Consider the following 19,740-nt stretch of genomic DNA (forward strand, 5'->3'; position numbering starts at 1 on the left):
CGCGGTTGGGGTCAACTGCTGCGGCGCGGGGCGCAGCAGCCGGGGAGGAGAGCGCGAGGTCGGACATGACATCACCTATTTGAAAGAGGCGACAGCGAGCTTGGGTGAGGCGCTGGAGCGCGGCGTTTCCTCGGCAGGATGCGAAAGCGTCGCGATGGAGGGGATCACCGACATGCCCGGCCGCAGGTCGACATTGGTTGCGTCGAGCACGATCTTCACCGGGATGCGCTGCACCACCTTGGTGAAGTTACCGGTGGCGTTGTCCGGCGGCAGCAGCGCGAACTCCTGGCCGCTGGCCGGCGCGAGGCTGTCGACATGACCGCGCACGACCTGACCGGGGAACATGTCGACCTCGATCTCGACCGGCTGGCCCTTGCGGACATTGGTGAGCTGGGTCTCCTTGTAGTTCGCGATCACGTAGGCGCCGGTGGCCGGCACCAGTGACATCAATTGCGTGCCGGCCTGGACGAACTGGCCGGTGCGCAGGGTGCGGTTGCCGACGACACCGTCGATCGGGGCGATGATGGTGGTGTAGCCGAGGTTCAACTCGGCCTGATGCTGGAGCGCGGTCGCTCGTGCCTGCGCCGCGACAGCTTGGGCGATGTCAGCCTTGAGCAGTTCCACCTGGCGCTCTGCGGAAGCGAGGTTTGCGGTGTCGCGGGCGATGGCGGCCTGCGCGCTGGCGTAGCGCGACTGCGCCTGCTGCGCGTTCTGCACACTGCCGTAGCCGGTGCCTGCGAGGTCGGTGTAACGCTTGTTCTCCTGCTCGGCGAAGGTCTGGTTCGCGGTATCCACGGCGAGCGTTGCGCGCGCCGCCTCGATCACCGAGTGCTGCACGTCGAGCTGCGCGCGCTTGCTGGTGATCGCAGCTTCGGCGGCGGCGACGTCGGCCTTGGCCTGGTCCAGCGCGACCTTGAAATCGCGCTCGTCGATCCGCGCCAAGATCTGGCCGGCGCGCACATGTTCATTGTCGCCCACCAGCACCGCGCTGAGATAGCCTGACACTTTCGGTGCGATCGTGGTGTTGTCGGCCTTCACGTAGGCGTCGTCGGTCGAGACCTGAAAGCGGCCGACCGTCCAGTAATCCCAGCCAAACCAGGCGCCCCCCGCCAGGATGACCAGTGCTGCGCCGGTCATGAGCAGGCGGCGAAGCTTGCCCTTGGCGGCGGGGGGCTTGGCCGCCTCCGGATTTGCGATCAACTGCTTGGCGGTCTCGGCCGGAACCTGGCTCTCGGCCTTGAAGGACGTTTCGTGCTGGCTCATGGCAGGCGCTCCTGATCGTTCTATCCTGCTGGGAAACCGTAAGAATTTGGATTTCGGCGGCCCGGGATAATTAGGAAACTTGATGTTTTCCAAAATAGAGCCCATATTGGGACTGTCAATAGAATGACAGTCATCATCTAAAAGCATGGCTCGCGGATGAACCGGAATGACAAAGACCAGACAGAGCAGACGGCGCCGGTGCCGGAACGGCGCGGCCGCGGGCGGCCGCAGCTTCGTTCCGACGACGAGACGCGCGCACTGATCTATGAGGCCGCGCGCCGTGAGTTCTCGGAGCGCGGCTTCGCCGCGGCCAGCATCGCCGACGTGGCCTGCCGCGCCGGCGTTTCCACCAAGACGCTCTATCGTTTGATCCCGACCAAGCTGGCGCTGTTCGAAGGCATGGTGACCGACCGGGTGGACCGGTTCGTGTCCATCGTGAATCTCGGCGCCTGCGATGGCCGCAATGTTGCGGCGGCCCTGGAGGCCGCGCTGCTGGTCTGCGCCGAGCTCATTCTTGATGCCGAGGTCATCGCGCTGCAGCGGATCATCCTGGCCGAGAGCGACAAATTCCCTGACATCGCCGAGACGTTTTACGAAAAGGCCATGCAGCGCTCGATCGCCGCGCTGACGAATTGGCTGGGCATCCAGCAGCGGCGAGGGCGGATCGTGCTCGATGACACCGAAGCCGCAGCAGGCATGCTGCTCGGCATGCTCGTCTTCAAGCCGCAGCGCGACGTCATGTTCGGGCACAAGCCCGCGCCAGTGCACAGTGAGATGGCAGCGCGCGCCAAGGCCTGTGCTGCGCTGTTCCTGACCGGATGCGCCGTGCCGGCCGACCGGACCAACAAGCCGATCGGAGGCGCGTGATGCCGGAGCCGGCCGCGACCTATACTGTCGAGGCGCAGATCGCGCGCGACGACCGGGCCAAATGCGAGGATGTCCTGACGCGCTGGATGGCGGCGCTCAATCGCTATGACGCGTCCGCCATGGACGCACTGATGCACTTCCCGCATGTGCGGATCGCCGGCGGCGTGGTCACGGTCTATCAGCAGCCCGGCAACAATCCGATGGACCTGTTCGAGCGGTTGCGCAAACAGGATGGCTGGCATCACAGCGTCTGGAACGAGACCAGGCTCGTGCAGTCTTCACCCGCGAAAGCGCATTATGCCGTCCGCTATACGCGCTACCGCGAGGACGGATCGGTCATCGGGGTCTACGATTCCCTCTATGTGCTGAGCCTGCTCGGCGGCGCCTGGAAAATCCAGAGCCGCTCGAGCTTTGGTCCCTGAGCAAGCCGCGCTACAAGCCGCGTTACTTGGCCGCCACCGCTGATGCGGGAGGCTGGGTCAGCACCTGCCGGATCATCCGGGCGAGATCGGCCTTGCGATAGGGCTTGGGCAATAGCGTCACGTCCGGGTCGAGACGACCGTGATGGATGATCGCGTCCTCGGTATAGCCCGAGGTGAACAGCACGCGCACCGAGGGTAGCTTGGCGATCACAGCGTCGGCCACCTGCCGGCCGTTCATGCCGCCTGACATGATGACGTCGGTGAACAGCACGTCGCAGACAAAGCCGTTCTCGACCGCAGCCAATGCCTCGGGGCCGTTGGCGGTGACCATCGTGTGGTAGCCGAGCTGCTCAAGCTGGGCGGCGACGTAATTGCGGACCAGCGGATCGTCCTCGACGACCAGGATGGATTCGTGGCCGCCGCGCGTGTCGGCCGGTGCGGGCGGCTCGACGTCGACCATGTCGCCCATGCTGCGCGGCAGATAGAGCTTGATCGAGGTGCCGTGGCCTTCTTCGGAATAAATCTTGAGATGCCCGTCAGACTGCTTGATGAAGCCGTACACCATGCTGAGCCCGAGGCCGGTGCCCTTACCGGTGTCCTTGGTGGTGAAGAATGGTTCGAACACCTTGTCGCGGATTGCCGCGGGAATGCCGCCGCCGGTGTCGCTGACCGCGACCATTACATATTCGCCGGCCCGCACATCGGGGTTGGCCGCGGCATAAACCTCGTCGAGGATGACGTTGCTGGTCTCCAGCATCAGCTTGCCACCATCGGGCATCGCATCGCGGGCATTGACGGCGAGATTGAGCAGCGCGGTCGCCATGTGGTTGGGGTCGATGAAGGCCGGCCAGGCGTCAGGCTCGAGCGCGGTATCGATTTCGAACTGCTCGCCGAGCGACGGGCGCAGCAGCCGCGCGGTGTCCTGCACCAGCGTGTTGAGGTTGGCTTCACGCGGCTGCAGCGGCTGCTGCCGCGAGAAGGCCAGCAGATGCTTGGTCACCTCGGCTCCGCGAAAGGCGGCGTCGCTGATCATTTTTGTCACCGACGACAGCGCGGCATCGTGCTCGACGGCTTCGGCGAGGATGTCGATCAGGCCGGTGATGACGGTCAGGATGTTGTTGAAGTCGTGGGCGATGCCGCCGGTGAGATGCCCGACGGCCTCCATCTTCTGCACCTGACGCAGCTTCTGCTCGGCTTCGAGTTGCTCCCGCGCGGCCTCGACCTCGCGGGCACGCATGAAGATTTCGGCTTCCATCTGCTCGGTGCGCTCGCGCAGCCGGTCGGTCAGCTTGTCCTGCTCGGCGCCGCGCTGCTTCAGCTGAATGAAGCCGGTGACGTCTTCCACCCGATGGATGATGTAGCTGAACTGTCCGCTCGGCCCGAACACCGGCGTATTGCGCGGGCTCCAGTAGCGTTCCTCGAATCCGCCACCCTCTGACTCGGGCTTGCGGATATCGTATTTCTGCACCGACATGGTGTCGGGGCGGCGGAACTGGACCACGCGTTCCAGCGAGGCGCGCAGGTTGCGCACCCCGTCGGCGGCCGGATCGTCCGGATTATCCGGAAATACTTCGAACAGCCCGCGCCCAAGGATCGCGGCGCGCTCGGTTTTGGTGGCGCGCAGATAGGCGTCGCTTACTGCCACGATGCGGAAGTCAGGCTGCGTCAGCACCAGATAGAGGCCGGGCGCCGCCTCGAATAACGCCTTGAAGTCAGGCATCGGCGGGGACTGATTTTGCAGTTCATCCTCCCTCGCAGGGATACGGTCCCCCAGTGACCGCAACCAAGATGTGGCACGCGTTCGCGGGAACTTCAATGGTTAACATACGGCGTTAACTCGATTTTTCCGATCGAACGGGTGTCGCAACGTCGTGGTGCTAGCGCGAGTTCGGCAGGTAGCGCCAACCCTCCTTGCCCAGGAAGTCCAGCATGGCCTGCGCGGGCGGCAGCAGGATCTTGTCGGTACGCCTGATGGCGTGCCACTGCCGGACGATCGGCAGGCCCTTCACCTTGAGCACCACCAGCCGGCCATCCTCCAGCTCATGAAACACGGTGTGCTGGGAAATGAAGGCGATGCCGAGCCCGGCCATGACAGCCTGCTTGATGGTCTCGTTGCTGTCCATCGCCATGCCGAGCTTCGGCTCCAGCCCGACCCGCTCGAAGTACTGCTGCATCAGCATCCGCGTGCCCGATCCCTGCTCGCGGGTGATGAAGGTTTCATTGGCGAGCTCCGATGTCGCAACGTGCCGCCGCCGCGCCAGCCGATGATCGGGTGCGGCGATGATGAAGTGCGGATGCCGGCCGAGTGGCTTCATCTCGACTTCGACATCGGCCGGCGGCCGGCCCATCACCGCGATGTCGAGATCGTAGCCGCGCAGCGCGTCGCGGATTTCTTCGCGGTTGCCGATCCTGAGCGTGACCTCGATCTTGGGAAAGCGGCGCGAGAACGCCGCGATCGCGAACGGCACGAAGTATTTCGCGGTCGAGACCGCGCCCATCGCGACGCGGCCGCCACTGCGGCCGGCGATCATGTCGAGCGACTGCTCGCAGTCCTTCAGCGCCGCCTCGATCCGCTCGATGAGCGCCAGCACATGCGCGCCGGCATCGGTCAGCGCCATGCCGTCGCCGGTGCGCTGGATCAGCGGCAATCCCGCGAGCGCCTGCAGGTTACGGAGCTGCAGCGTCACCGCCGGCTGCGTCAGGTTGAGCTGGTTGGCCGCCGACGTGATCGAGCGGGCCGCGTGCACGGCGGACAGCGCGCGCAGCTGGCGGATGGTGAGATCCCGCGAGAAGTTGCCGGCCATCACAAGCTCCATAAGAAATACTTTGCCCAGACCCAAGATAATGAAATTTCCCTAATTGGGCAATTCGCGCGTTGATAGGCCGAAGGCGACTCCCCTGCGGTCGCCCCTCGACACCTCGGGACAGAGGGCGCGATCAAAGGGAGAGGCCGGTGGAAATTCGTCCTGCATTGCATGCCCATCTGGAGTGGCCGACGCAGCACAACCCGCTGCGCGCCGCGACCGTTGCGGTGGTCGAAGCCCTTGCCGGCGCCGCGATCGAGCTCTCGCGCATCATCGCCGCGGGCCCGCTCGCCGGCGTCGGCGGCGAGAGCGGCGGGATCAATCCCGACGGCGATCGCCAGAAGACCATCGACATCGTCGCCGACAACCTGATGCGCGACGCGCTGCGTACGGCGCCCGTCGCTGCGGTGTTGTCGGAAGAGGTCGAGCTGCCGGAGACGCTCGATACCGATGCGCCGCTCTGCGTCGCGATCGATCCGCTCGATGGATCCGCCAATCTCGAAAACAACATCTCGATCGGCACGATCTTCTCGATCCGGCCGAAGGGAAACGACATTCTCTCTACCTTCTTCGAGCCCGGTACGGCGCAATGTGCTGCGGGCTGCTTCATCTACGGTCCGCAGACCGTGCTGGTGCTGGCGCTCGACCAGTGCGTCGACTGCTTCACGCTGGATCCGCGAGCCGGCGAGTTCGTCCTGACGGCGCGCGACCTCCGGGTGCCGCAGAACGCGACGGAATTCGCCATCAACGCCTCGAACCGGCGGCACTGGAGCGGCCCGGTGCGCAACTACATCGACGAGTGCCTTGCCGGCGTGAACGGCGAGCGCGGCCAGGACTTCAACATGCGCTGGATCGGCTCGCTGGTGGCCGAGGCCTATCGCATCCTGATGCGCGGCGGCGTGTTCCTGTATCCGGCGGATGCGCGCCAGGGCTACCGCGAAGGCCGGCTGCGCCTGCTCTACGAGGCGCATCCCATCGCGCTGATCATGGAGTGGGCGGGCGGCGCCGCGTCCAGTGGCCGGTCGCGCATTCTCGAACTCTCGGCACGCACGCCGCATCAGCGCGTGCCGCTGATCATGGGATCGGCGCGCGCCGTGCGCGACGTCGATGCGATCCACCTGACCGTCGAGCCGTTGTTCGAGAGCAGCGATGCCCCGCTGTTCGCGCGGCGCGGCCTGTTCCGCTGAGGGGGAGCGCATGTCTCGTCGACATCCCATCATCTCGATCACCGGTTCGTCCGGTGCCGGCACCACCTCGGTGAAGAAGACGTTCGAGAACATCTTCCGCCGCGAGAATGTGGTTGCGGCCTATATCGAGGGCGACGCGTTCCACCGCTACGACCGCGCCGAGATGCGCAGCCATATGCTGGAGAAGGCCGAGCGCGGCGACAAGCATTTCAGCCATTTCAGCCCCGAGACCAATTTGTTCGAGGAGCTGGAGAAGCTGTTCAGCGACTATGCCGAGACCGGCACCGGAACGACGCGGCACTATGTGCACGACGAGGAGGAATCGCGGCTCTACGGCGCCAAGCCCGGCACCTTCACCGCGTGGGAAGCGCTGCCGGAGAATTCCGACCTGCTGTTCTACGAGGGCCTGCACGGCGCTGTGGTCACCGACAAGGTGAATGTCGCGCAACACGCCGACCTCAAGATCGGCGTCGTGCCTGTCATCAACCTCGAATGGATCCAGAAGCTGCATCGCGATCGCAGCCATCGCGGCTACTCCACCGAGGCGGTGACCGACACCATCCTGCGCCGCATGCCGGACTATGTGAATTACATCTGCCCGCAATTCAGCGAGACCGACATCAACTTCCAGCGCGTGCCGACGGTCGATACGTCGAACCCGTTCATCGCGCGCTGGATCCCGACACCGGATGAATCGATGGTCGTGATCCGGTTGAAGAACCCGCGCGGCATCGATTTTCCCTATCTGCTCTCGATGATCCCGAACAGCTTCATGTCGCGCGCCAATTCGATCGTGATTCACGGCGCCAAGCTCGACCTCGCGATGCAGCTCATCCTCACCCCGCTGATCCTGCAATTGATCGAACGAAAGAGGCGAACGATATGACCGCACTTGCGTCCGTTGCCAGCCGGCCCGAAATCAGCCACGACGAGATGGCCAACGCCATCCGCTTCCTCGCCATCGACGCGGTGGAGCAGGCGAAGTCCGGCCATCCCGGCATGCCGATGGGCATGGCCGATGTCGCGACCGTCCTGTTCACCGACTTCCTGAAGTTCGATCCGGCCGATCCGGCCTGGCCTGACCGCGACCGCTTCGTGCTGTCGGCCGGCCACGGCTCGATGCTGCTCTATGCGCTGCTCTATCTGACCGGCTACGAGAGCATGACGCTCGATCAGCTCAAGGCGTTCCGGCAATGGGGATCGCAGACCCCGGGACATCCTGAGTATGGTCATACGCCCGGTGTCGAGACCACGACCGGGCCGCTCGGGCAGGGGATCGCGACCGCGGTCGGCATGGCGCTCGCGGAGCGCTTGATGAACGCGCGCTTCGGCGACGATCTCGTCGATCACTACACCTACGTAATCGCTGGCGATGGTTGCCTGATGGAAGGCCTCAGCCATGAGGCGATTTCGCTCGCCGGCCATCTGCGGCTGAACCGGCTGATCGTGCTGTTCGACGACAACCAGATCTCGATCGACGGCGCCACCTCGCTGTCCTGCTCGGACGACCAGACGGCGCGATTTGCGGCCAGCGGCTGGAACGTGTGCCGCATCGATGGCCACGATCCGCAGGCAATCTCTGCGGCGATCAGGCAGGCACGAGCGAGCGATCGTCCGTCGCTGATCGCCTGCCGCACGGTGATCGGATTCGGTGCGCCGAACCGGCAGGGCAGCGAGAAGGTACACGGCGCACCGCTCGGCGGCGATGAGGCGGCGAAGACCCGCAGCGCGCTGCGCTGGCCGTATCCGGCCTTCGAAATCCCCGACGCCGTGCTGGCCGAGTGGCGCGAGCTCGGTGGCCGCGGCCGCGACGCACGGCGGGCCTGGATCGAGCGCTCGCGCAGCGCCTGCACGGGCAACAAGGGCGAGCGATCTCCGTTCCACGACGCGCTGAACCGGAAACTGCCCTGCACCTATGCCGAGGCGATGGCGAAGCTCGTTGAGCGGTTTGCGACCGAGCAGCCAAAACTCGCCACGCGGCAGGCCTCGCAGCAGGTCATCGACGTGATCGCCGAAGCATTGCCAAATCTCCTGGGCGGATCGGCCGACCTCACGCACTCCAATCTCACGCTGGCCAAGTCGCAGGTCTCGGTGCGGCCGGAAACGCTCGACGGCAGCTATATCCACTACGGCATCCGCGAGCACGGCATGGCGGCGGCGATGAACGGCATCGCGCTGCACGGCGGGTTCATTCCCTATGGCGGCACCTTCCTCAGCTTCGCCGACTACAGCCGGCCGGCGATCCGCCTCGCGGCATTGATGGGCATCCGCGTCATTCATGTGATGACCCACGATTCGATCGGGCTCGGCGAAGACGGGCCGACGCATCAGCCGGTCGAGCATCTGGCGGCGCTGCGGGCGATCCCGAACCTGCTGGTGTTCCGTCCGGCCGATGCGGTCGAGACCGCGGAAGCCTGGGACTGCGCGCTGAAGGCAGAGACCTCGCCGTCGATCCTCTGTCTGTCGCGGCAGGCGCTGCCGACGGTCCGTGACGGCAGCAAGGACAACCAGGTCGCGCTCGGCGCCTACGTTCTCGTCGAGCCGGCCTTCGGGCGTGACGTCACCCTGATTGCAACGGGTTCGGAGGTGTCGATCGCGCTCGAAGCCGCAAAGCTGCTGGCGGAAGCAGGGGTGAAGGCCGCGGTCGTCTCGGCCCCGTGCTTCGACCTGTTCCGCCAGCAGCCGCGCGACTATCGCGCCCAGGTGCTGGGCAACGCGCCGCGTGTCGGTGTCGAAGCCGCAGTCGAGGGCGACTGGGCCCGCTGGCTCGGCGACGACGGCGTATTCGTCGGCATGACCGGCTTCGGCGCCTCGGCGCCGGCCGACGTGCTGTACCGCGAATTCGGCATCACGCCGGCGGCCATCGCCGCGGCGGCAAGACAGCTCATGCAACCAACGAATTGAAAGGAGGACGGCACCATGGCGCGGATAACCCTGAGGCAATTGCTCGATCACGCCGCCGAACGCGGCTACGGCGTGCCGGCCTTCAACATCAACAACATGGAGCAGGGCCTCGCCATCATGGAGGCGGCGGCGGCCCGCGATGCGCCTGTCATCATCCAGGCCTCGCGCGGCGCGCGGTCCTATGCCAACGACATCATGCTGGCGAAGATGATCGATGCGCTGGAGGAAATGTATCCGCAGATACCGCTCTGCCTGCACCTCGATCACGGCAACGAGGAGGCGACCTGCGCGACCGCGATCCGCTACGGCTTCACCTCCGTCATGATGGACGGCTCGCTCAAGGCCGACGCCAAGACCGCGGCCGACTATGACTACAATGTCGATATCACCCGCCGGGTGGTCGACATGGCGCATTGGGTCGGCGCGTCGGTGGAAGGCGAGCTCGGCGTGCTCGGTTCGCTCGAACACGGTGGCGGCGAGCAGGAGGACGGTCACGGCGTCGAAGGCAAGGTCAGCCACGATCAGCTGCTCACCGACCCGGACCAGGCGGTCGATTTCGTCCGCGCCACCAAGGTCGATGCGCTCGCGATCGCGATGGGCACCTCGCACGGCGCCTACAAGTTCACGCGGCGGCCCGATGGCGAGATCCTGGCGATGCGCGTGGTCGAGGAGATCCATACGCGCCTGCCCAACACGCATCTGGTGATGCACGGCTCGTCCTCGGTGCCGCAGGCGCTGCAGGACATGTTCAACCAGTTCGGCGGCGAGATGCCGCAGACCTGGGGCGTGCCGGTCGAGGAGATCGTCCGCGGCATCAAGCACGGCGTGCGCAAGGTCAACATCGACACCGATTGCCGCCTGGCGATGGCCGCCGCCTTCCGCAAGGTCGCCGTGCAGTCGAAGAGCGAGTTCGATCCGCGCAAATTCCTGAAGCCGGCGATGGATGCGCTGCGCGAACTCTGCCGTGACCGCTTCGAGCAGTTCGGCACGGCCGGCAATGCCGCCAGGATCAAGGTGGTTGCACTGCCGGAAATGGCCCGTCGCTATCGCGCCGGCGCGCTTGATCCGCAGATTGGAAAGATCACCCAGGCCGCCTGAGCAGACGGCGACGAACGACGACAGGAGATTGAGATGAACATACAGCCATCGATTACCGTGCGTGGCAAGGATCGCTACAAGTCCGGCGTGATGGAATACAAGCGGATGGGCTATTGGGAACCGAACTACGAGCCCAAGGACACCGACGTCATCGCCTTGTTCCGCGTCACGCCGCAGGACGGCGTCGATCCGACCGAAGCCTGCGCGGCGGTGGCTGGCGAATCCTCGACCGCGACCTGGACCGTGGTGTGGACCGATCGGCTGACCGCCGCGGAGAAGTACCGGGCGAAGTGCTATCGGGTCGATCCGGTGCCGAACTCGCCGGGCAGCTACTTCGCCTATATCGCCTACGACCTCGACCTGTTCGAGCCGGCCTCGATCTCGAACCTGACCGCCTCGATCATTGGCAACGTGTTCGGCTTCAAGCCGCTGAAGGCGTTGCGGCTCGAGGACATGCGGCTTCCGATCGCCTATGTGAAGACGTTCCAGGGCCCGGCAACCGGCATCGTGGTGGAGCGCGAGCGGCTCGACAAGTTCGGCCGTCCGTTGCTCGGCGCCACCGTGAAGCCGAAGCTCGGCCTGTCCGGTCGCAACTACGGCCGCGTTGTCTATGAGGCGCTGAAGGGCGGGCTCGACTTCACCAAGGACGACGAGAACATCAACTCGCAGCCGTTCATGCACTGGCGCGAGCGCTTCCTGTACTGCATGGAGGCGGTCAACCGCGCGCAAGCCGCGACCGGCGAGATCAAGGGCACCTATCTCAACGTCACCGCGGCGACCATGGAGGACATGTACGAGCGCGCCGAGTTCGCCCACGAGCTCGGCTCCAACATCGTCATGATCGACCTTGTGATCGGCTACACCGCGATCCAGTCGATGGCGAAGTGGGCGCGCAGGAACAACATGATCCTGCATCTGCATCGCGCAGGCCATTCGACCTACACGCGGCAGCGCAGCCATGGCGTCTCGTTCCGCGTGATCGCGAAATGGATGCGGCTGGCCGGTGTCGACCACATCCATGCCGGCACGGTGGTCGGCAAGCTCGAGGGCGATCCCAACACCACGCGCGGCTACTACGATATCTGCCGCGAGGACTTCAACCCGATGCAGCTCGAGCACGGCGTGTTCTTCGACCAGAACTGGGCAAGCCTCAACAAGCTGATGCCGGTGGCTTCCGGCGGCATTCATGCCGGCCAGATGCACCAGCTGCTCGACCTGCTCGGCGAGGACGTCGTGCTGCAGTTCGGTGGCGGCACGATCGGCCACCCCCGCGGCATCCAGGCCGGCGCCACCGCCAACCGCGTCGCGCTGGAAGCCATGATCCTCGCCCGCAACGAGGGCCGCGACTACGTCCACGAAGGACCGGAGATCCTGGCCAAGGCGGCGCAGACCTGCACGCCGCTGCGCGAGGCGCTCGACGTCTGGAAGGACGTCACCTTCAACTACGAGTCGACTGACGCCCCCGATTTTGTTCCCACGCCGAGCATGGCGGTCTGACAGGAGTTTCTCATGCGCGTGACCCAAGGCTGCTTCTCTTTCCTGCCCGATCTCACCGATGAGCAGATCGCCGCGCAGGTGCAATACTGCCTCGACAAGGGCTGGGCGGTGAACATCGAGTTCACCGACGATCCGCATCCCCGCAACACCTATTGGGACATGTGGGGCCTGCCGATGTTCGACCTGCGCGATGCGGCGGGCATCATGAAGGAGCTCGTCGATTGCCGGCGGGTGTATGGCGACCGATACATCCGGATCTCCGGCTTCGATTCCGGCCACGGTTGGGAGTCGGTGCGGCTGTCCTTCATCGTCAACCGGCCGCGCGAGGAACCCGGCTTCCGGCTCGATCGTGCGGAAGGCACCGGACGCAACCTGCGTTACGCGACGCATTCCTATGCGGCTGGTCGCCCCGAGGGCGAGCGCTACGCCGATCAGTGACCGCGTCCGGCTTGCAAGCCAGGCGGATTGCTCCCTCGACCGTCCTGGTCCGGATGCACTTCTCCGTCGTCGCCGCCGCGGCGACGGAGCCTTTTTCGAAGCGAGAGGATGATGACCCAAGCGCAAGAACAAATCCGCGAGACGCCGCCCGAGACCATCGACCTCCGGCACGAGTTTGCCGACCTCGGCATCGGTAACGTGCTCGACCAGCTCGATTCCGAATTGATCGGCCTGAGGCCCGTGAAGACGCGCATCCGGGAGATCGCCTCGCTGCTGCTGGTCGAACGCATCAGGCAGAAGATGGCGCTGGCGACGACGTTCCCGACCCTGCACATGTCGTTCACCGGCAATCCCGGCACCGGCAAGACGACGGTCGCGCTGCGGATGGCCGGTATCCTGCACAAGCTCGGCTTCGTGCGCCGCGGCCACGTCATCAGCGTCACGCGCGACGATCTCGTCGGGCAATATATCGGTCACACCGCGCCGAAGACGAAAGAAATATTGAAGAAGGCGATGGGCGGTGTGCTGTTCATCGACGAGGCCTATTACCTGTACCGCCCCGAGAACGAGCGCGACTATGGCCAGGAGGCGATCGAGATCCTGCTGCAGATCATGGAACAGCAGCGCGAGGATCTGGTGGTGATCCTGGCCGGCTATGGCGACCGCATGGAGAAGTTCTTCCAGAGCAATCCGGGGTTCCGCTCCCGCATCGCGCATCACATCGACTTCCCGGACTATTCCGACGGGGAGCTGCTCTGGATCGCCGAGCTGATGTTGCAACGGCAGAATTATCGTTTCTCTCCGGAAGCACGCGAGGCCTTCACCCGGTACATCGGCATCCGCAAGGAACAGCCGCTGTTCTCCAATGCGCGCTCGATCCGCAACGCGCTCGACCGCATCCGGCTGCGCCAGGCCAACCGGATCGTGGCGAAGCTCGACCGCACGCTCACGGCCGACGATGTGATGTCGATCGAGGCCGGCGACGTGCTTGCGAGCCGCGTGTTCGCGAAAGGGACCGGTGCTGTGGGCGAGGCACGATGAACCAGGCGCTCGCCGGCATCAGGAACGCCGGGATGCGCCACATCATTGCGGGCGCCCGCGCGTTGATCTTCGATGTCGACGGCACGCTCGCCGAAACCGAGGAAGTGCACCGCCGCGCCTTCAATGAGGCGTTCGCCGAGGCCGGCCTCGATTGGTTCTGGGACCAGGTCACCTACGCGCGGCTGCTTCGGGTCGCCGGAGGCAAGGAGCGCATCCGTGCCTTCGACCAGCGCAACGCGGTTCCGTCGCTGACATTCTCTGATATCGCCGACTTGCATGGAATCAAGACCAAGCGCTACGCCGCGCTGATTGCAGCGGGTGACTGCCCGTTGCGGCCGGGCGTGAGGGCCTGGCTCGCCGGCGCGCGCAGCCGCGGCCAGCGCCTCGCGCTCGCCACGACGACCTCGCATGGCAATATCGATGCGCTGCTGTCGGTCGCGCTGGGGCTGGACTGGGCCGATCTGTTCGAGGCTGTTGTCGCCGGCGACGACGTGCCCCGGAAGAAGCCGGCTCCGGACGTCTATGTCGAGGTGCTGGCGCGGCTCGGGCTCGGACCGGCGGATTGCATTGCCGTCGAGGATTCCGGCAACGGCCTCATCGCCGCGTCGCGGGCGGGCATCCCCGTGGTCATCACCCGCAGCACCTATTTCAGCGACGACGATTTCGCCGGAGCGTTGCTTGTTGTTGACGATCTGTCTGACATCGACGCTTGAAGGCTGCTGCCGCCGGCCGGCCGTCAGCTCTGATTAATTTATTCTGGAAGTTAAATAAATGATGCTTGCCTCCGTTGCATTGTAGGGGCACAATCTCACCAAAGGTTGTCGGAAGCATCGCCGCACCTAGCGGATGGCGAGGCTTGCTCAATTATTTCGGGAGATAACGCCTCGTGACCCTCCGTGCCTCCGATCAATTTATTTGGATATCTAAATAAATGGCCAGTCGGTGCGCTCATTCATATATTAGGGGTGGTATCTACCAAAGGTTGCTCGAGACGGTGACGTACCACCAGAAAGTCTGGCGGGTGGTAGCGTTTGCCAACAGTTCCGGGAGACCGGCGCCTCATGATCCTCCACGTCATTCCGACACCTCGTTCATCCCACGACATGACTCGCGGGTGAGCTTGGTATTGCAGGATCGACATGGCTGACTGTGTGGAGTGAGCATTGGCGCTGTTGACGGGTTTAATCGACATTCCGCAATTTCGGTTCGTGACGGCCCCGGCGCCGATCCGACATCGCCGTGGATCTGCGGCCGGCCTACGAATGATAGCCGTCGATTGACGCGGTCCACGGCAACGGTACCCTCAACTCAAAAAACCAAGGGAGCGAAGCATGTTCAAACTGAAGGTCTCGTTGATCGCACTGGCGTTGGCAGGTCTTACTGCGACCGCACCGGACGCACGCGCCCAGAGCAAGCCGACCATCGGCATCGCGATGCCGACCAAATCCTCGGCGCGCTGGATCGACGACGGCAACAACATGGTCAAGGTGCTGAAGGAACGCGGCTACGGCACCGATCTGCAATATGCCGACGACGACATCCCGAACCAGCTCTCCCAGGTCGAGAACATGGTGACCAAGGGCGCCAAGGTCCTGGTCATCGCGGCGATCGACGGCACCACGCTGTCCGATGCGCTGAAGCAGGCCAAGGCCCAGGGCATCACGGTGATCGCCTATGACCGCCTGATCCGCGACACGCCGAACGTCGACTATTACGCGACCTTCGACAATTTCCAGGTCGGCGTGCTGCAGGCAGGGTCGATCGTGAATGCGCTCGGGCTGAAGGACGGCAAGGGGCCCTTCAACATCGAGCTGTTCGGCGGCTCGCCCGACGACAACAACGCCTATTTCTTCTACGACGGCGCGATGTCGGTGCTGAAGCCGTATATCGACAGCGGCAAGCTTGTGGTCGCGAGCGGCCAGACGGGCATGGGTAAGGTCGCGACCTTGCGCTGGGACGGCGCGACGGCGCAGGCACGGATGGACAATCTGCTCAGCGCCTTCTACGGCAAGAAGCGCGTCGATGCGGTGCTGTCGCCCTATGACGGCCTGTCGATCGGCATCATCTCCTCCCTGAAGGGCGTCGGCTATGGCAGCAAGGACCAGCCGATGCCGTTCGTCAGCGGCCAGGATGCCGAGGTGCCCTCGATCAAGGCGATGCTGCGCGGCGAGCAATACTCGACCATCTTCAAGGACACCCGCGATCTCGCCAAGGTCACGGCCGACATGGTCGATGCCGTGCTGAGCAAGAAGGAGGTCAGTGTCAACGACACCAAGACCTACAACAACGGGGTCAAGGTGGTTCCGTCCTATCTGCTGAAGCCGGTCGTGGTGGATAAGACCAATTGGGAGAAAGTCCTGATTGACAGCGGCTACTACAAGCGTTCGCAATTCGACTAGGGCGGGCGAGCGGGGCTGATAGCGCCGAGGCCTAGTGACGTTGCGGGATGTGATCCGATGACGGCGATGCTTGAGATGCGTAACGTCAGCAAGAGCTTTGCCGGCGTGCAGGCATTGCGCGACGTCAATTTCACTGTGGAAGCCGGGCAGATCCATGCGCTGGTCGGCGAGAACGGTGCGGGCAAGTCGACCCTGATGAAGGTGCTGAGCGGGGTCTATCCCGCCGGCAGCTACGAAGGGTCGATCCTGTTCGATGGCGAGGAGCGCCGGTTCGGCGACATCAACGACTCCGAGGCGCTGGGGATCATCATCATCCACCAGGAGCTGGCGCTGATCCCGCTGATGTCGATCGCCGAGAATATCTTTCTGTCGCGCGCGCCGTCGCGGTTCGGAGTGGTAGACCGCAATGCGGTGTACCGGCGGACGGCCGAGCTGCTGGCGCAGGTCGGCCTGCGCGAATCGCCGGACACTCTCGTCACCGATCTCGGCGTCGGCAAGCAGCAGCTGGTCGAGATCGCCAAGGCGCTGTCGAAGCAGGTGCGCCTCCTGATCCTGGACGAGCCGACCGCGAGCCTCAACGAGGCCGACAGCGCCGCGCTGCTGGACCGGCTGCTGGTATTCCGCGAGCAGGGCATCGCCTCGATCCTGATCTCGCACAAGCTGAACGAGGTCGCACGGGTCGCCGACCGGATCACGGTGCTGCGCGACGGCCGCACCGTCGACAGCCTCGATTGCAGGACCGAGCAGGTCGACGAGGACCGCATCATCCGCAGCATGGTCAACCGCGATCTCGCGCATCGCTTCCCGGAGCGAAACGTTGAGATCGGTGATCCCGTGATGACGGTGGAGAACTGGTCGGTGTATCACCCGTTGCATACCGCCCGGCAGGTGATCAAGAACGTCGATTTCAGGGTGCGCCGCGGCGAGGTGGTCGGCATCGCCGGCCTGATGGGCGCCGGCCGCACCGAGTTCGCCATGAGCCTGTTCGGCAGGGCCTGGGGCTACAATATCTCCGGCAGGATCAGCCTTGACGGACGCGAGGCCAACCTTGCCAGCGTGCCGGCTGCGATCCATGCCGGCCTCGCCTATGTCACCGAGGACCGCAAGCAGCTCGGGTTGATCCTCGCCGACGACGTCCGCAAGAACGTGACGCTGGCGAGCCTTCGCCAGGTGTCGGATCGCGGCGTGATCGACGATGTCGTCGAGCTGAAGGCCGCGAGCGACTACCGCAGCCGGATGCGGATCCGCTGTTCCGACGTCTATCAGGAGGCCGGACAGCTCTCGGGCGGCAACCAGCAGAAGGTGGTGCTGTCGAAATGGCTGATGACCGATCCGCAGGTGCTGCTGCTGGACGAGCCGACCCGCGGCATCGACGTCGGGGCAAAATACGAGATCTATTGTATCATCAACGAGCTCGCGGAGGCCGGCAAGGGCGTCGTGGTGATCTCGTCGGAAATGCCGGAATTGCTCGGCATCTGCGACCGGATCTGCGTGATGAATGACGGCGCCTTCGTCGGCGAGTTCGCGAAGGACGACGCGACGCAGGAGAAGATCATGCGCGCCATCATGCGCAATGTCAGGCTGTCCGGGAACGGCGCCCACGACAGCGGGGAACGGGCGGGAGACGGAGCACAATGACCGACAAGACGGTGTCACTTCCCGAGACCCCCAAGCATTCCGGCTTCATCAAGAACAATCTGCGCAACTACGGCATGCTGCTGTCGCTGCTTGCGATCATGCTGTTCTTCGAGATCGTGACCGACGGCACGCTGTTGCAGCCGGTCAATCTCACCAATCTCGTGCTGCAGAACAGCTACATCGTGATCATGGCGCTCGGCATGCTGCTCGTGATCGTCACCGGGCATATCGACCTTTCGGTCGGCTCGGTTGCGGGATTCGTCGGCGCGGTCGCGGCGGTGCTGATGGTGAGCTACCATGTCGACTACCCGACTGCCTTCATCGTCTGTCTCTTGATCGGTGCCGCGATCGGCGCTGCGCAGGGCTACTGGGTCGCCTATTTCAAGATTCCGTCCTTCATCGTGACGCTGGCGGGCATGCTGGTGTTCAAGGGGCTTGCGCTCGCGGTGCTGCAGGGCCGGTCGGTCGGGCCGTTTCCGCCGACCTTCCAGAAGCTGTCGTCGGGCTTCATCCCCGAGCTGTTTCCGAGCGCCGGCACGCTCTATCCGACCTCGCTCCTAATCGGCGTCGTGCTGGCGTTCGCGCTGGTGCTCGCGAGCGCCAAGAGCCGGGCGCGCGAGCAGTCGCACGGCATCGAGGTCGAGCCCTACGCGTTCTTCATCGCCAAGAGCATCGCGCTGGCGGGCGCGGTGCTCTACTTCACCTATCTGATCGCCTCGCATCGCGGCCTGCCGAACGTGCTCGTCATCATGACTGTGCTGATCGCGCTGTACGGCTTCGTCACGCGGCGGACCGTGATCGGCCGGCAGATCTATGCGGTTGGTGGCAACGCCAAGGCCGCGAAGCTGTCGGGCGTCAAGACCGAGCGGCTAACCTTCTTCACCTTCGTCAACATGGGCGTGCTGGCGGCGCTCGCCGGGCTGGTGTTTGCTGCGCGGCTCAACACCGCGACGCCGAAGGCCGGCCTCGGCTTCGAGCTCGACGTGATCGCCGCCTGCTTCATCGGTGGCGCCTCGGCCTATGGCGGCGTCGGCCGGGTCGGCGGCGCGGTGGTCGGCGCCATGATCATGGGTGTGATGAACAACGGCATGTCGATCCTCGGCATCGGCATCGATTATCAGCAAGTGATCAAGGGCCTCGTCCTGCTGGGCGCCGTCTGCATCGATGTCTACAACCAGCGCCGGTGATTGCCGCGCAGTCATGATCCTGCGATAGGATGGCGGCGCAACGCAGGAGAATGCCGCGTGAAACTGTCCCATGCCGATGCGCTGAACATCGGAAACATTCTCGCCGAGGTCGGCCGCACCGAGATCATGCCGCGGTTCCGCCGCGTCCGGGAGATCGAGGTCCGTACCAAGACGTCGGCATTCGACGTGGTCACCGAGGCCGATGAAATTGCCGAGCAGGCGATCTCGGCGGCGCTGCTCCGGGCGTTTCCGAATGCGGTCGTGATCGGCGAGGAGGGCACGGCACGCGATCCGGCCGCGCTCGATCAGGTCGGAACCGCGGAGCTCGCGTTCATCATCGATCCGATCGACGGCACGAGGAATTTTACCTCGAGTCTGCCGCTGTTCGGCTCCATGGTGGCGGCCACGATGCGCGGCGAAATCGTGTTCGGCGCGATCCATGACCCGGTCAGCAACGACACTGCATTCGCGCTGCGCGGCGAGGGGGCGTGGCTCGAAATGCCGGACGGCAGGCGGCACGATTTGAAGGTGGCCGCGGCGGTGCCGGTCAAGCAGATGGACGCGGTGGTCGGTGTCAACTTCCTGCCGGAGCCGTTGCGCGCAACTGTCGCCGGCAATCTGTCCAGGCTTGGCGTCAGCGCGTGGCTTCGATGCGCCGCGCATGAGTATCGCATGGCGGCGTCGGGCCATTGCCATCTCTTATTCTACAACAAGCTGATGCCGTGGGATCATGCCGCCGGCTGGCTGTTGCATCGCGAGGCCGGCGGCTACAGCGCACATTTCGACGGATCGCCCAAGCCGGTCAATCTGACCGGCGGCTTGCTCTGCGCGCCCGACGAAGCGAGCTGGCATGCGGCGCAACAAGCGATCCTGACGCCGGCCGGGTAGAGGGCGGATGTGCGCTGGGAATAGAGTTTCGAGCTCAACTGTCAAGCAACCCGCTCGGTGTCGTCCCTGCGCATGCGTCGCCACTAGCCCCGTCATCCTGAGGAGCG

The 19,740-nt window shown here is 64.6% G+C and carries 17 protein-coding genes; 14 read left to right on the plus strand and 3 right to left on the minus strand.

The features are described 5' to 3' along the window. Nucleotides 1-75: 75 nt before the first annotated feature. Entirely contained in the window at nucleotides 76-1,263 is a 1,188-nt protein-coding gene (locus AAFG13_RS41925) for an HlyD family secretion protein (protein ID WP_342710640.1), read from the minus strand. 156 nt (nucleotides 1,264-1,419) lie between these two features. On the opposite strand from AAFG13_RS41925, the gene AAFG13_RS41930 reads away from it, so the two are divergent. Next, the gene (locus AAFG13_RS41930; RefSeq protein WP_342710641.1) at nucleotides 1,420-2,130 is read left to right on the plus strand and encodes a TetR/AcrR family transcriptional regulator; all 711 of its coding nucleotides are present in this window, start codon (nucleotides 1,420-1,422) and stop codon (nucleotides 2,128-2,130) included. Continuing rightward, nucleotides 2,130-2,552 (plus strand): hypothetical protein, encoded by a 423-nt coding sequence (locus AAFG13_RS41935; protein ID WP_212310930.1) that lies wholly within the window; start codon nucleotides 2,130-2,132, stop codon nucleotides 2,550-2,552. Before AAFG13_RS41930 ends, AAFG13_RS41935 begins: the two co-directional genes overlap by 1 nt. A 22-nt stretch (nucleotides 2,553-2,574) precedes the next feature. Here AAFG13_RS41935 and AAFG13_RS41940 read toward each other — a convergent pair whose 3' ends face one another. Beyond that, the gene (locus AAFG13_RS41940; protein WP_342710642.1) at nucleotides 2,575-4,272 is read right to left on the minus strand and encodes an ATP-binding protein; all 1,698 of its coding nucleotides are present in this window, start codon (nucleotides 4,270-4,272) and stop codon (nucleotides 2,575-2,577) included. Between the two features lie 157 nt (nucleotides 4,273-4,429). Then, the gene (locus tag AAFG13_RS41945) at nucleotides 4,430-5,356 is read right to left on the minus strand and encodes a LysR family transcriptional regulator (protein ID WP_207836700.1); all 927 of its coding nucleotides are present in this window, start codon (nucleotides 5,354-5,356) and stop codon (nucleotides 4,430-4,432) included. 167 nt (nucleotides 5,357-5,523) lie between these two features. Between AAFG13_RS41945 and AAFG13_RS41950 the strand changes: the two genes are divergently transcribed. The 12 genes from AAFG13_RS41950 to AAFG13_RS42005 all read left to right on the plus strand — a co-directional run bounded on the left by AAFG13_RS41950 (nucleotide 5,524) and on the right by AAFG13_RS42005 (nucleotide 19,633). Continuing rightward, nucleotides 5,524-6,543 (plus strand): class 1 fructose-bisphosphatase, encoded by a 1,020-nt coding sequence (locus AAFG13_RS41950; protein ID WP_342713518.1) that lies wholly within the window; start codon nucleotides 5,524-5,526, stop codon nucleotides 6,541-6,543. Nucleotides 6,544-6,553: 10 nt separating this feature from the next. Then, nucleotides 6,554-7,429 (plus strand): phosphoribulokinase, encoded by an 876-nt coding sequence (locus AAFG13_RS41955; RefSeq protein WP_342710643.1) that lies wholly within the window; start codon nucleotides 6,554-6,556, stop codon nucleotides 7,427-7,429. Next, nucleotides 7,426-9,447, plus strand: coding sequence for a transketolase (gene tkt, locus AAFG13_RS41960; RefSeq protein ID WP_342710644.1), 2,022 nt, complete (start codon nucleotides 7,426-7,428; stop codon nucleotides 9,445-9,447). Before AAFG13_RS41955 ends, tkt begins: the two co-directional genes overlap by 4 nt. Nucleotides 9,448-9,462: 15 nt before the next feature. Next, nucleotides 9,463-10,545: a class II fructose-bisphosphate aldolase gene (gene fba, locus AAFG13_RS41965; RefSeq protein ID WP_342710645.1), complete on the plus strand. Its 1,083-nt coding sequence runs from the start codon at nucleotides 9,463-9,465 to the stop codon at nucleotides 10,543-10,545. A 33-nt stretch (nucleotides 10,546-10,578) separates the two neighbouring features. Then, nucleotides 10,579-12,042 (plus strand): form I ribulose bisphosphate carboxylase large subunit, encoded by a 1,464-nt coding sequence (locus tag AAFG13_RS41970; protein ID WP_342710646.1) that lies wholly within the window; start codon nucleotides 10,579-10,581, stop codon nucleotides 12,040-12,042. Nucleotides 12,043-12,054: 12 nt separating this feature from the next. Continuing rightward, nucleotides 12,055-12,480: a ribulose bisphosphate carboxylase small subunit gene (locus AAFG13_RS41975; RefSeq protein WP_342710647.1), complete on the plus strand. Its 426-nt coding sequence runs from the start codon at nucleotides 12,055-12,057 to the stop codon at nucleotides 12,478-12,480. A gap of 111 nt (nucleotides 12,481-12,591) precedes the next feature. Continuing rightward, nucleotides 12,592-13,521 carry a CbbX protein gene (gene cbbX / locus AAFG13_RS41980; protein ID WP_342710648.1) on the plus strand — a complete coding sequence of 310 codons (930 nt, stop codon included), beginning with the start codon at nucleotides 12,592-12,594 and terminating at the stop codon, nucleotides 13,519-13,521. Continuing rightward, nucleotides 13,518-14,234, plus strand: coding sequence for an HAD family hydrolase (locus tag AAFG13_RS41985; protein WP_212310922.1), 717 nt, complete (start codon nucleotides 13,518-13,520; stop codon nucleotides 14,232-14,234). Before cbbX ends, AAFG13_RS41985 begins: the two co-directional genes overlap by 4 nt. A 618-nt stretch (nucleotides 14,235-14,852) precedes the next feature. Then, nucleotides 14,853-15,920, plus strand: a complete 1,068-nt coding sequence (chvE, locus tag AAFG13_RS41990) for a multiple monosaccharide ABC transporter substrate-binding protein (RefSeq protein ID WP_229166015.1) — start codon at nucleotides 14,853-14,855, stop codon at nucleotides 15,918-15,920. 57 nt (nucleotides 15,921-15,977) lie between these two features. After that, a complete protein-coding gene (mmsA, locus tag AAFG13_RS41995; protein ID WP_342710649.1) occupies nucleotides 15,978-17,558 on the plus strand; it encodes a multiple monosaccharide ABC transporter ATP-binding protein in 1,581 nt (526 codons plus the stop codon). Beyond that, nucleotides 17,555-18,745, plus strand: a complete 1,191-nt coding sequence (gene mmsB / locus AAFG13_RS42000; protein ID WP_092125329.1) for a multiple monosaccharide ABC transporter permease — start codon at nucleotides 17,555-17,557, stop codon at nucleotides 18,743-18,745. The genes mmsA and mmsB overlap by 4 nt, the downstream gene beginning before the upstream one ends. Nucleotides 18,746-18,802: 57 nt before the next feature. After that, the gene (locus AAFG13_RS42005; protein WP_342710650.1) at nucleotides 18,803-19,633 is read left to right on the plus strand and encodes an inositol monophosphatase; all 831 of its coding nucleotides are present in this window, start codon (nucleotides 18,803-18,805) and stop codon (nucleotides 19,631-19,633) included. Nucleotides 19,634-19,740: the final 107 nt, after the last annotated feature.

The organism is Bradyrhizobium sp. B124 (assembly GCF_038967635.1).
Classification (GTDB): domain Bacteria; phylum Pseudomonadota; class Alphaproteobacteria; order Rhizobiales; family Xanthobacteraceae; genus Bradyrhizobium.

Excerpts from the sequence above, each read along its gene's own strand:
- AAFG13_RS41925 (WP_342710640.1), bottom strand. The coding sequence starts at position 1,263 with ATGAGCCAGCACGAAACGTCCTTCAAGGCCGAGAGCCAGGTTCCGGCC.
- AAFG13_RS41930 (WP_342710641.1), top strand. The coding sequence starts at position 1,420 with ATGAACCGGAATGACAAAGACCAGACAGAGCAGACGGCGCCGGTGCCG.
- AAFG13_RS41935 (WP_212310930.1), top strand. The coding sequence starts at position 2,130 with ATGCCGGAGCCGGCCGCGACCTATACTGTCGAGGCGCAGATCGCGCGC.
- AAFG13_RS41940 (WP_342710642.1), bottom strand. The coding sequence starts at position 4,272 with ATGCCTGACTTCAAGGCGTTATTCGAGGCGGCGCCCGGCCTCTATCTG.
- AAFG13_RS41945 (WP_207836700.1), bottom strand. The coding sequence starts at position 5,356 with ATGGCCGGCAACTTCTCGCGGGATCTCACCATCCGCCAGCTGCGCGCG.
- AAFG13_RS41955 (WP_342710643.1), top strand. The coding sequence starts at position 6,554 with ATGTCTCGTCGACATCCCATCATCTCGATCACCGGTTCGTCCGGTGCC.
- tkt (WP_342710644.1), top strand. The coding sequence starts at position 7,426 with ATGACCGCACTTGCGTCCGTTGCCAGCCGGCCCGAAATCAGCCACGAC.
- fba (WP_342710645.1), top strand. The coding sequence starts at position 9,463 with ATGGCGCGGATAACCCTGAGGCAATTGCTCGATCACGCCGCCGAACGC.
- AAFG13_RS41970 (WP_342710646.1), top strand. The coding sequence starts at position 10,579 with ATGAACATACAGCCATCGATTACCGTGCGTGGCAAGGATCGCTACAAG.
- AAFG13_RS41975 (WP_342710647.1), top strand. The coding sequence starts at position 12,055 with ATGCGCGTGACCCAAGGCTGCTTCTCTTTCCTGCCCGATCTCACCGAT.
- cbbX (WP_342710648.1), top strand. The coding sequence starts at position 12,592 with ATGACCCAAGCGCAAGAACAAATCCGCGAGACGCCGCCCGAGACCATC.
- AAFG13_RS41985 (WP_212310922.1), top strand. The coding sequence starts at position 13,518 with ATGAACCAGGCGCTCGCCGGCATCAGGAACGCCGGGATGCGCCACATC.
- chvE (WP_229166015.1), top strand. The coding sequence starts at position 14,853 with ATGTTCAAACTGAAGGTCTCGTTGATCGCACTGGCGTTGGCAGGTCTT.
- mmsA (WP_342710649.1), top strand. The coding sequence starts at position 15,978 with ATGACGGCGATGCTTGAGATGCGTAACGTCAGCAAGAGCTTTGCCGGC.
- mmsB (WP_092125329.1), top strand. The coding sequence starts at position 17,555 with ATGACCGACAAGACGGTGTCACTTCCCGAGACCCCCAAGCATTCCGGC.